The 11768-nt window shown below is 67.3% G+C and carries 9 protein-coding genes and 1 pseudogene; 7 read left to right on the plus strand and 3 right to left on the minus strand.

Going from position 1 to position 11768, the window contains the following annotated elements; translation table 11 throughout:
* Nucleotides 1-226 precede the first annotated feature (226 nt).
* Nucleotides 227-1744: a PTS glucose transporter subunit IIBC gene (locus EB084_10135; protein ID NDD28610.1), complete on the minus strand. Its 1518-nt coding sequence runs from the start codon at nt 1742-1744 to the stop codon at nt 227-229.
* Nucleotides 1745-1983: 239 nt separating this feature from the next.
* On the opposite strand from EB084_10135, the gene EB084_10140 reads away from it, so the two are divergent.
* From EB084_10140 to EB084_10150, 3 genes and pseudogenes are all read left to right on the plus strand, one after another.
* A complete protein-coding gene (locus tag EB084_10140) occupies nt 1984-3165 on the plus strand; it encodes a hypothetical protein (GenBank protein ID NDD28611.1) in 1182 nt (393 codons plus the stop codon).
* Nucleotides 3166-3192: 27 nt separating this feature from the next.
* Nucleotides 3193-3822, plus strand: a pseudogene (gene nth, locus EB084_10145) (endonuclease III).
* Between the two features lie 55 nt (nt 3823-3877).
* On the plus strand, nt 3878-4258 hold the full coding sequence (locus tag EB084_10150) for a DUF309 domain-containing protein (GenBank protein NDD28612.1): 381 nt from the start codon (nt 3878-3880) through the stop codon (nt 4256-4258).
* 252 nt (nt 4259-4510) lie between these two features.
* On the opposite strand, the gene EB084_10155 is transcribed toward EB084_10150, so the two are convergent.
* On the minus strand, nt 4511-5149 hold the full coding sequence (locus tag EB084_10155; protein NDD28613.1) for a hypothetical protein: 639 nt from the start codon (nt 5147-5149) through the stop codon (nt 4511-4513).
* 260 nt (nt 5150-5409) lie between these two features.
* Here EB084_10155 and pta point away from each other — a divergent pair, with 260 nt between their 5' ends.
* The 4 genes from pta (at nt 5410) to EB084_10175 (ending at nt 10703) form a co-directional block, all read left to right on the plus strand.
* Nucleotides 5410-6420, plus strand: coding sequence for a phosphate acetyltransferase (gene pta, locus EB084_10160; GenBank protein NDD28614.1), 1011 nt, complete (start codon nt 5410-5412; stop codon nt 6418-6420).
* A 37-nt stretch (nt 6421-6457) separates the two neighbouring features.
* The gene (locus EB084_10165; GenBank protein NDD28615.1) at nt 6458-7339 is read left to right on the plus strand and encodes an alpha/beta hydrolase; all 882 of its coding nucleotides are present in this window, start codon (nt 6458-6460) and stop codon (nt 7337-7339) included.
* Nucleotides 7340-7534: 195 nt separating this feature from the next.
* Complete coding sequence (locus tag EB084_10170) at nt 7535-10276, plus strand: exo-alpha-sialidase (protein NDD28616.1); 2742 nt, start codon at nt 7535-7537, stop codon at nt 10274-10276.
* Nucleotides 10277-10319: 43 nt separating this feature from the next.
* Nucleotides 10320-10703: a hypothetical protein gene (locus EB084_10175; GenBank protein NDD28617.1), complete on the plus strand. Its 384-nt coding sequence runs from the start codon at nt 10320-10322 to the stop codon at nt 10701-10703.
* Between the two features lie 25 nt (nt 10704-10728).
* Here the strand turns inward: EB084_10175 and EB084_10180 are convergent, their stop codons facing one another.
* Nucleotides 10729-11673 (minus strand): hypothetical protein, encoded by a 945-nt coding sequence (locus EB084_10180; GenBank protein ID NDD28618.1) that lies wholly within the window; start codon nt 11671-11673, stop codon nt 10729-10731.
* Nucleotides 11674-11768 lie beyond the last annotated feature (95 nt).

The raw sequence follows: 11768 nt of genomic DNA on the forward strand, positions 1-11768 counted from the left end.
AAGCCGCGCGCCAGACCCCGTGTCTTTGACACGGGCGGTAAACAAGGCGAGACACATATCATGGCACACCCCCAGATCAACATCCTGCTCTGACTTTAGTGATCTGAGATTGCGCCGGCGTCAGTTCTAGATTACCCGTATGTTACAATACGGAATGGAATCCGTTTCGACTCTGCATCTCCACAGATCACGGGTGAGCGTCCGGGAGGCCTGGCTGTCACCCGCCTTACAGCACGCGCAGCGCCTTCATCTCGCCCGCAATGATCTCGGCCTTCGGGCCCAGCACGACCTGCAGGTTGTTCTCTCCCAGGCGAATCGCCCCCGCGGCACCCAACGCCTTGAGCGCTGCCTCGTCTACTTGTGAGATATCTGCCACGGTGAGGCGCAACCGCGTGATGCAGGCGTCGATGTCGGTGAGGTTCTGCAAGCCTCCCAGCGCCTCGGCGTAGCGGCGGGCGAGGGTCACGCTTTCGCGCTCGACGGACTGCGGTGCGCTCGAGCGCTCGACAGAGAGCGCCACATGCGGAGAGGCGGTCTGAGGGGGCTCGCCGGCGGGCGTCTCGTCGTCTTCCCGGCCCGGCGTGCGCAGGTCGAGGCGAATGATCAGTGTGCGGAACAGCACATGATAGATGCCGAAGAAGACCAGGCCCTGCGCGATCAGCATCGTCCAGCGAACCGCCAGCGGATTGCGGCTCGACAGCGTCAGGTCGACGAGACCGGCGCTGAACCCGAAGCCCGCCATCCAGTGCATGGCCGCGGCGACATAGAGCGAGACCCCGGTCAGCAGCGCGTGCAGCACATAGAGCAGCGGTGCCACGAACATGAACGAGAACTCGAGAGGCTCGGTCACACCGGTGAAGAACGAGGCAATTGCCGCCGCGCCCATGATCGAGACCACCCTGGCGCGGTTCGAGGGCTTCGCGGTCTGGCAGATGGCGAGGGCGGCGCCGGGCAGTCCGAACATCATGATGGGGAAGAAGCCAGCCTGGTACATGCCGGTGACGCCTGGCGTGGCAGTGCCCCTGGCGAGGGACTGGGCGCCCCCGAGGAAGTTGGGGATGTCGTTGATGCCGGCAACGTCGAACCAGAAGACCGAGTTGAGGGCATGGTGCAGGCCCACGGGGATGAGCAGGCGGTTCAGCATTCCGTAGATGCCTGCGCCGACGGGGCCCAGGCCCACGATGGACCGGCCGAACGACACGAGGCCCCCGTAGGTGACCGGCCAGACGACCATCAGCACCAGCGAGACCCCCACCATCGTCACCGAGGTGACGATGGGCACCAGCCGACGGCCGCTGAAGAACGCGAGAGCTTTGTGCAGCTCGACCCTGCTGAAGCGGTTGTACAGCTCGGCGGCGATGACACCGCAGAGAAGGCCGATGAACGGGTTCTTGATCTTGGTGAAGGCCACGGGCACCTGGCTCGTGGGCATGCCGCGCATCTGGGCCACGGCCTCGGGGCTCAGCAAGGTGGTGACCACCAGGTAGCCCACCAGGCCGGCCAGGGCCGCCGCGCCGTCCTTGTCGTTCGACAGCCCGTAGGCCACCCCCACCGCGAACAAGAGGGGCATGTTCTCAAGAATGGCGCCACCGGCGTGACTCAGCAGCGCGGCGGCGGCGCTCCCACCGCCCCCGCTCGACGAGATCCAGTATCCCATCCCCATCAAGATGGCGGCGGCGGGCAGCAGGGCTACTGGAACCATCAGGGCGCGACCGATTCTCTGCAGGTACCCGAACACGTTCATGGCTCCTTGCGCTGGTCTGTGCTGGCCTTGCGCGGCGCGTCGCACCGCGGGTGAGGTTCGCCTGTCGAAGCGGAAGCCCTCTGGCGAGGCCCGCTGGCGGGGGGACGCAGCCTCCCGGACCTGGGAGCCCGGTTTGCGCGGGCACGACGGTAGGAAGCGCGCGGCGGAACGCAGAAGTCTTCAGGTCACGGAGAAGGTCCACACCGGCCTGGAGAAGTGCACGACGAGGAGCCCGCCCTGTGATCGACCCGCACAGAACGCGAACCCACGCGGCCAGCAGCCCGCCTGCACCCGGAACCATTCGCCGCCCCTCCCCGAAGACGCCGGGGCGGCTCGACGCGCGGCGCACCCACGCCATCGACCAGCTTGCCGGGCACGTGTCGAAGGCCGCGCGCCGGCGCATGCAGAGTATCTTGCACCCCTTCCCCACGGGCGAGCTCGAGGCGCTCCACGCCAAGGGTGTGCGCTTCGAAATCACCAAGGCGCCCAGCGAGGCGCAGAAAGCCGTCTCCAAGGACGGCCTGCAGATGCTGGGCGGCTACAACCTCATCACGCGACAGATCCAGCTCATGGAGTCGACCCTGCTCGGTGAAGACGGCCCCCACACGGTGGTGCACGAGCTGTGCCACGCCATCGATCACATGCGCGGCGATCGCCTCCGCGAGCCGAGTGGCACACCGTCTGACAACCTGCAGCGGGCCCGAGCCAACGCGCTCAATGAGTCGAGCCTGTCGCCGGAGGTTCACGCGCTCTACCAGCGGTACCAGGCGCGAGGCGGCGTCGAAGATGTCGCCGGGCTGCGCGACGAGCTGCGCGAGTCACACGCCGATGCGCAGTCGGGCCTGCCCACCAGCGCCCGCTTCACCTCGACCTTCGACGGCTGGGGCCCGCGGCCCGTGCGGTACGAACGCAAGGACGGCGTCGAGACCTTCGTCATCGATTCGGTGAAGAAGGCGGGCAAGGCCCCACTCGTTCTCGGTGGCGGCGCGGGCGCGGCCATCGCCGCTGCTGGTCTGGTCTTTCCTCCCATCGCGCCGGTGGCCTTCGGACTTGGGGGATTGCTGGCGGGCACCGCCCTCCTCGAGACGGCCCAGCGCATCACGCACAAGCACAAGACCTCCACCTCCGAGGTCGAGGTGCCGTTGCAGGACAGCGCCACGGCGCACGTGACCCAGCGCGATGAGCGCACGATCATCTCGCTGCCGGAAGACGCCGAGCCGAACGAGGGCGACATCTGGTCCCCCTACGCTCACCGCGGCAGCCGTGGCCAGGAGAACCGCGGCGTGGTCGAGTACACCGCCGAGGCCTACTCCACGTATCTCGAAGGGGGACAAAAGGCGCGCGAGATGCGCAACCGCGACCCCGAGATGTACGCGTTCGTCGAGAAGCGTCTCCACGACGAGTTCAACCTGCACCCGTAGCTCGGGCGGCGATTGAGAAAGCCCACCATGGAATCGAAGAGCACACTGACACGCCGCACGGCGAGACTCGTCGAGCTTCTGCACCAGACGTACCCGGGCGCCACCTGCGAGCTCGATCACGAAGACGCGTTCCAGCTGCTGTCCGCCACCATACTGTCGGCGCAGTGCACCGACAAGCGCGTGAACATGGTCACCCCCGCCCTGTTCAAGCGCTGCCCGGACGCGCGCGCCCTGGCCACCATCGAACAAGAGGCCCTTGAGCAGATCGTGCGGTCGACCGGCTTCTACCGCAGCAAGGCCAAGAACCTCATCGCCATGGCACAGGCTCTGGTCGAACGCCACGGTGGCGAGGTTCCGCCAGACATGGATGCACTGCGCGTGCTGCCCGGCGTGGGCAGAAAGACCGCCAACGTCGTTCTGGGAACGGTATTCGGGCGCAACGACGGGGTGGTGGTCGACACCCACGTGGGACGCATCAGCCAGCTGCTGGGGCTCACGCGAAACAGCGACCCCGAGAAGATCGAGCGCGACCTCATGGCCATCGTTCCCCGCGATGAGTGGACCAATCTGTCGCACCTGCTCATCCATCACGGGCGCAACATCTGCATCGCGCGGCGCCCCCAGTGCGGCGAATGTCCGCTGTACGATCTCTGCCCTGGCCATCGGCCGCTCATCGATGGGGTACCCGTGAAGGCCGCGCCGGCGAAGAAGGCTGCGTCGGCGAAGAAGGCCGCGCCGGCGAAGAAGGCCGCGCCGGCGAAGAAGGCTGCGCCCGCGAAGAAGGCTGCGCCGCGTGGACGACGCGGCTGAGGCGGCCTGCACCCGCGGCGAGACCGCGTTCCGCGAGGAGCGCTGGTTCGCGGCCCACGAGCACTGGGAAGAGGCGTGGCGCCTGCTTCCGGCGGGTCACGAACGACTGCGGGTGCACGGGCTGCTGCACCTCGCCGTGGCGCTCTACCAGCACGAGCGCGACAATCTCAAGGGCGCGCAGAGCCAGCTCGAGAAGGCCCGTCACAAGCTGCGCCACGCCCCCGACCTGGCCGACCGCGTCGCCCTGGTTGCGCGCACGATCGGTGCCGCTGACGCGCGATGATCCCTGGAAACCGTTTCACCGCAGGCTCCAAGACGCCTTATCTCCCGCAGCGCGACCCAGGGCGCCACACGAGGATGTGTAGCATTCCCCGATGCGCCACGCGAGGATGTGTAGACACCTGGCATGTGACGACCGTGGCCCGTGTGCTCCGCTCTACTTCGGCAACCCCATGGTGGCTGGCTCCATTGCCTGCGGAACAGCCGGCCTTCGGCTTTTTCGTGCGGGGTCCTCAACCAACCCTGGTGCGCAAGACTAGCCGTGAAGATTCGTCGCAAAGATGTAGGTGCTGATCAAGAGAACCCAGAGCGGGAAGATCAGGTGCGTCCAGTAGAGGATGCCGAGGCTGAGCAAGAGAACCGCCGCCAGCACAAACCCGAGGCACGCCATCCATCGCGGGAGGATACCCGTGCGAAGCGACATCGTGCACGTGGAGATCATGAACACGCCCGCCATCCTCATGCTGTAGACGTTCGTGAGCTCGTGGCTCACCCTGCGGCCGAAGGCGAACAGACCGGAGTCGAGCAGCATACCGGGAGAGGCAGCGTGCATCTCCAGCAGGCTTCCCGCCACCGCGGACGAGACGAACGTGGTGGCCAGGAAGAGGAGGGCGCTGCCCAGGAACACCGTCGCGAAGAACCTGTCCTCCTGCGCGCCCAGGCGGTCGCGGAGAACCCCGACGAACCACAGGAAGGCAATGCCCGCAAACGGCACGAGACCCACCGCAACGGCCACCGTCCCTGCTCCCCCCATCAGCCAGGTCCCCGCATCGCGCGGCCCGGCCGGCACGGTGACGCGAATCAAAACGACGTGCACGATCATCAGCACGGCAAACACGATGCCGGCCACCGCGGCCGACCGCGGAGCTTGAAGCACCGAGCGGGCAGGATCGATCGGTGTTGTCGCGTCTGGCTCCACGCCGCAGCCTCCTCGAACGGGCTTGCGCCTCGCCCTTGTCATGCCCGCCGCGTCGACACGAAAACCGTCACGACCCCGCCTGATGAATCGCAATGCGGCGCCCACCGAGGCTTCACGTGCGCGGCCGAGCCCTTGACCAGGGTAACCTGCCACTTCGGCAGCGAGAACAGATTGGCGTGCAGGAACGGCCCCTGGAGGCGGCAGGGGATCGCCCGCGCGTTGAACAATCGGCCTGCATGAGCATTCTCGAGACCCTGCGCAGACGTGCCCAAGCCAACCCCCAGCGCATCGTCCTCCCCGAGGGGGAAGATCCGCGCACCCTCGCGGCCGCCGCCCGCATCCGCGACGAGAAGATCGCGAAGGTGACCGTGCTCGCGGCCAGCAGCGACGGAGTGAAGAAAGCGGCCGAGAAGGCCGGCGTGAGCCTCGACGGCATCCCGGTCGTGATTCCGGCCGACTCGCCCGACTTCGAGCGCTACAGCGCCCTCTACCACGAGAAGCGCAAGGCCAAGGGGTTCACCCTGCAAGAAGCCCGCATGGCGCTGCGCGATCCGCTCTACTTCGGCAACCTCATGGTGGCCGACAACAAGGCCGACGGCACCGTGGCCGGCGCCACCAACACCACCGCCAACACCGTGCGCGCGGCCCTGCTCACCATCGGCATGAAAGAGGGCATGAAGCTCTGCTCGAGCTTCTTCATCATGGCCGTGCCCAACTGCCCCTACGGCGAGAACGGCGCCCTCATCTTCGCCGACTGCGGCGTGGTGCCCAATCCGGACGCCCAGCAGCTGGCCGAGATCGCCGTGGCCTCGGCCGAGAGCTGCCAGGCGCTGCTCGATGCCGAGCCCCGGGTGGCCCTGCTCTCCTTCTCGACCCGGGGCAGCGCGACCCATCCGCTGGTCGACAAGGTGACCCAGGCGCTGCAGTACGTGCGCGCCCGTGCGCCCGGCCTCGCGGTCGACGGCGAGATGCAGGCCGATGCCGCCCTGGTGGAATCGGTGGGGCGCAGCAAGGCCCCCGACTCGAAGGTGGCGGGGCGCGCCAACGTGCTGGTGTTCCCCGATCTGAACGCGGGCAACATCGGCTACAAGCTGGTTGAGCGCCTGGCCGGCGCCACCGCCATCGGGCCCATCTTGCAGGGCCTGGCGAAACCGGCCAACGACCTCTCGCGCGGCTGCAAGGCCGACGACATCGTCGACGTGGTGGCCATCACCGCGGTGCAGGCCATCGCCATGAAGGGCGGCTAGCCCCGTGGAATCGTCCGTTCGCGGAGCGGCATCACCGCTGCTCGACCCCCAGGCCCGGGCGCTGCTCGACCTGCTCGTCGAGCGCGGCATCCCGCCCATTCACACCCAGGGCGTTCCCGAAGCCCGCGCCGCGTACCGGGAGCGACGCGCCCTCACCCAGCCCGATCCGCCGCAGGTGGGGGCCGTGTTCGACGAATCGCTCTCGCACGAGGGCGCGACCATCGGTCTGCGCATCTACCGCCCCGCCGACAGCGATGGCACGCTTCCTGCCCTCGTCTACTACCACGGCGGCGGCTGGACCATTGGCGACCTGGAAACCCACGACACATTGTGCCGAAGCCTCTGCGCGCAAGCCGGCATCGGCGTGGTATCGCTGGCCGCCTTCGATCACGCGATCGCGAGCGCAACCCGCTGGGGGTTCGACGCATCGAGAACGGCCGTGGGGGGCGACAGCTCCGGGGGCAACCTCGCCGCGGCCGTGGCGCTGGCGCGCCGAACCGCCGCCGTGCCGCCCGCGTTCCAGCTGCTCATCTACCCCGCCACCACCATGCGCACGAAAGCCCCTTCGCACCACGCCTTTTCCCAGGGCTACCTGCTCACCCACGACGACATGCTATGGTTCATCGGCAACTACATGGGCCCCGACAGCGACCTCGACGACCCGCGGGCCTCGCCCCTGCTGGCGCGCGACCACGCCGGCGCCGCATCTGCCCTGGTGCTCACAGCCGGATTCGATCCGCTGGTCGATGACGGGCGCGCCTACGCCGACACGCTCTCGGCCGCAGGCGTGCCCACGCAGTACGTGTGCTTCGCGCGACAGCTGCACGGCTTCATCACCATGGGCCGGGTCATCGACGAAGCCAACACCGCGGTGACCCTGTGCGCATCGGCGCTGCGGGCTGCGCTGAACAGGGGCTGAGGGCCCGCCTTCGCAGGCAGACACGGTGTCGAGAATGCGACAGGGGTTCTCATGCACGCAGCAGATGACCCGCGTGCAGCGGAAGGGCGCCAGGCAGCTGTATCGACATAAGAAGGAAAGTCCGCCCGCACCGTATACTTGTACTTCTCCAGGGCACGCCGGCTTCAAGAGCAATACGAAGGGCAGACTTTTCCGATGCAACCGTCACGCAGAGGCGATCACCCCCTCCTCAACCTCGCGCTCTCACTCGCCGGGAGCGCTGTGCTCCTGAGCGGGTGCGGATCGAGCGCAAGCAACACGTACTTCACACCGATCTCGACCGCGTCGATCTCCTCGACATCTACCCCTTCGACGCGCACGCCGCTCAAGATCACGGTGAAGTTCCCTGTCGGGAAGACGTCGTCGCAGGTCCCCCTCGACGACCAGGCCAAGGTCTTCTTCGTGCACGTCGAAGACCCGGAAACGCTGGACGATCTCCAGGATCCCATCGAGCTGCAGGGCAACGGTGATGTCACCCAGACCTTCACCGTCGAGGTAGACAAGAAGAAGGAGCGGATCCGGGTCGCCTGCTACAACGAAGACGGCGAAGAAGTCGCCTCAGGCAGCGACGAGGTCGACGAGTCGGCCGCGAAAACCGCCAGCGCCTCTGGCGACGGGGTGACCGTGAACGTCAACACCCCGGTGTACAACGACCAGGGCACCTTCGTCTCTTTCGGCCCCGGCCCGCTGTTCGACAACACGGGAGAGCAGCAGCAGGACGTCTCCGGCCGCATGCCAGCCGTCTTGACCGACCCCTCGAACAGCGCCGTCATGTACGGCGGGACGGCCAGCAGCGGAGTGTGGAAGACGACCGACGGTGGCAACACCTGGACCCCGCTCACCGACAACCAGCCGACCCTGGCCACCGGAGCACTTGCACTTGATCCGAACGACAATACCAACAGCACACTCTACGTGGGCACCGGCGAGTCGAACAGCAACGGGTTCTATGGTGCGGGCCTTCTCCGCAGCACCGACGGGGGCGCCAGCTTCTCGCTGCTGCCGGGCAGCTCGGTGTTCGCGCGCAAGGCCGTCTCGCGCGTTTGGGTGAAGCCCGGCGCGCCCAACACCATTCTGGCCGGCGTGTTCCCGGTCACGGGCAGCAACTTCGGCGGCAGCTACATCGCCGACGACGGGAACACCGGGCCCTTCATCAGCACCGACGGGGGCCAGACCTTCGCGAACGCGTTCCAGACCTCGTTCGGAGCCAACCCCTCGCGACCGTGCACCGACATCGTAGCCCGCCCGGACGACGCCAACTGGATCTTCGCGGCGGTCGACGCGAGCGGCGGCACGCCGGCCAACTCGGGCATCTATCGCAGCACCGACGGCGGCGCGACATGGACGCAGCTGTCCATCAAGGACTCCAGCAACAACGTCCTGGTAGCCCCCACTCAGCTCAGCCGCATCCGCCTCGCCACCGCCATGTCGAACAGCACTCCCGTCCTCTATGCACTGGTGGGCAACGAGCAGGGGCGCGACTTCCGTGGCCTGTTCGCGACCCAGGACAACGGCGCCACCTGGGTCGAGGTGAAGACCTCGCCCACCATCCCGAGCCTGCTGGGTCAGCAGTCGAACTACGACTCGTGCATCGCGGTCGACCCCATCAACCCACTCGTCGTGTACCTGGGCGGCGTGGGCCCCATTCGCGTCGACGGCATCAACCTCGCCAACGGTAACGCCACGGTCGTGCCCATCGGCCCGGGCTCGCGATCCACCAGCACACAGCCGCACGTCGACTACCAGTACTTCGAAGCGATCAACGTGGGAGGCAAGACCACCCTGCGCGCCACCACCGACGGAGGCCTGTACCAGCTCGTCGATGCAGCCGCGGCGACCGCGACGACGCCCTGGGGCAATCTCAACGGAAACCAGGCCACCGGCCGCATAGAAAGCCTCCAGCTGTACGGTCTCGCGCTCAATCCCAGGAACGCGAAGCAGGCCTGGACTGGGATGCAGGACAACGGGTCGGCCTATTTCGACGACAACCGCCGCTGGACCGAGGTGCAGGGAGGCGACGGCACCCTTGCCCGCGTCGACCCCGTCAATCCGGACATCGTCTACTACGCGAGCCAGTACGGTGCCAACTTCCTGTCACGCTACACGGGAGGCGGCAAGGAGGCTTCGAAGGCCACGAACATCACCAAGGGCATCAACACTGCAGATCCAGGCGAGTTCGTAACGCCCTACGTCGTGCATCCCACCACCCCGACCCGACTGGCGGTGGGCACCAACCAGGTGTACGAGACGGACAACCGGGGTGACACCTGGTCGGTGACCTCTGGTGGACCGCTCGACGGCACGGTCACCATCACCGCGCTGGCCTACCACCCGAAGTCGACCGGCGTGCTCTACGCCGGCCTGAACAACGGAAAGGTGTTCTGCCGCCTGTCCGAAGGGGGCCAGTTCACCGGCAAGGCAGTGGTGACAGGCTTCCGCATCTCGGCTCTGGCTGTCGACATCGACGATGCCACCGGCAAGACGGCCTACGCCACGGTGCCGCAGTTCAACCCCAACGGCGGCAAGCTGTTCAAGACCACCGACGGAGGACAGACCTGGGCCGACGTCTCGGCGGGCCTCCCCGACTCACCCGCCCAGTCTGTGTACATCGACAACAGCGTGGCGCCCAACCGCATCTTCGTGGGCACCGACACGGCCGGCCTGTTCTCGCGCGAGAAGACCGGCACGAGCTTCACTGCATTCGGGAAAGGCCTGCCGTCCGTGCAGATCACTGGTATCGAGCGGGCCGGCCTCGTGCTTGCAATCGCGACGTACGGCAAGGGAATGTACCAGATTCCCCTCACCGTGGAGGAGAAAGTGGCCGCCCCCGTCGTCGTGGGCAACGCTCCGAGCGGACCGTCGGCTCGCGCGCGGGCGAACGCCCGCTCGGCCAGGTAAACCCCAGGTGAGCCGTGCGGCGCTAGTCGCTGCCGTCGTCTGCGTGTGGCTCGTCACGCCCCTGGCGGGGGCGGGACCGCTGCACGTCGACTACGCGGGGACGTTCTCCGACGTCTCTTTCCCTGGGGGGCAGCGCGTGGTCAAGCTGCTGCGGATCGAGGTTCTGACCCCGGTCCGCGGCGGCCCCCGTGAGGCCCGCCCGACCCTGAGCGGAGTGGTGCGCATACGCGACGGCACTTCCTCGATCGACTACAACATCCGCAACGCCTATGTGACTCGCGACGTAAGCCTGTACCTGGCCACACGCGGGTCGTCGAGCCTCACCGTCATGCTCCCCGATTCGGGAAATGGCACGCTGCTCTTCTCCGACCGCCCAACGGCCCGCGAGGTGAAGGGCGCTCCGACCGCACCCTCTACGCCGCGCTGACTGTCGCCCGCGTAACGGGTCACTTCTATTCGGGCGCGGAGAGCAGCTCGATGACGCGGTCTGCGGTCTGGTCGACCTCGGTCCATCTCTTCTCATCGACGAGGGACTGCAGCTGCTGCATCAGCGGCTCGACCTCCGTCTGTCGACCGGTCCGGTTCACCCACCCTGGCAGTTCGGCCTGGATCCGTCGAATCTTGGCCTGCAACGCCTCGGGGGAGAATCCGCGGGCGGGGGATTCCGTCAGCGTCTCGCCGCGGAGGAACTTCGCGTAGGCGGCGAGCGGCTCGGGGCCTTCGATCGCCCGGCGGAAGAAATGGTCGCGGTTGGCGTCGCCGCCCAGCTGCCAGGCGAAGAGATTCACCATCACGGCGCCGTGGTTGAACATCGACCCGAGGTAGGTCTCCATCGTGATGCCGCTGGGCATGCCCGTCGGCGAGACGTTGGTGCCTTCGGCCGAGATCCAGGGCGCCGACCCGTGCGCGGCCACCTGGTCCTGGATCCGCTTCAGCGCCGCGCCGTCCGGGTATGTGGAGAAACCCGCACGATAAGCGCGGCTGAACGCGACCTCGGGCAGATCGAACGTCGTGACGGTCCGGGTCCTCTCTCTGGGATCGAGCCCCTGGCCCGTGAAGGCGATGTGTCCGTAGATGCGCTCGCGAGGCAGGCCCGGGACGGCGAGCGCGTCAGCCCAGCGCTCCATGAACTCCTTCACCACCTCGACGCGCTCCGCGACGTCGTCCTTCGGCGGATTCTTCTCGGAGAAACCACGGTTGGCCAAGGCGCGGAAGCCCAGCGGCCGGTCGGTCTTGAAGTCGCGTCCGATGCGCGTCTCCCAGCCCGCGATGATCCCGCCGAAGAGATGCCCCTTGGCTTCGGACTCGAGCCGTCGCGCCTGCGCCGCGGTCTCTTCGCCGATGAGCCGGCCCCGCGCCTTCACCGCGGAGACCACCGCGGGAGCGTTGAAGCACATCTGGGGAGGATACCGCGTCGGATTCTTGCCCCAATCGAGCCGCCGACCCGTATTGGGAACCTGCCGCCAATCGGCCGTCTCGAGATTGGCGGGAT

Source organism: Pseudomonadota bacterium, from assembly GCA_010028905.1.
Taxonomy (GTDB): Bacteria; Vulcanimicrobiota; Xenobia; order RGZZ01; family RGZZ01; genus RGZZ01.

Coding starts and splice junctions, on each gene's coding strand:
- EB084_10135 (NDD28610.1), bottom strand. CDS start 1,744: ATGAACGTGTTCGGGTACCTGCAGAGAATCGGTCGCGCCCTGATGGTT.
- pta (NDD28614.1), top strand. CDS start 5,410: ATGAGCATTCTCGAGACCCTGCGCAGACGTGCCCAAGCCAACCCCCAG.
- EB084_10170 (NDD28616.1), top strand. CDS start 7,535: ATGCAACCGTCACGCAGAGGCGATCACCCCCTCCTCAACCTCGCGCTC.
- EB084_10180 (NDD28618.1), bottom strand. CDS start 11,673: ATGTGCTTCAACGCTCCCGCGGTGGTCTCCGCGGTGAAGGCGCGGGGC.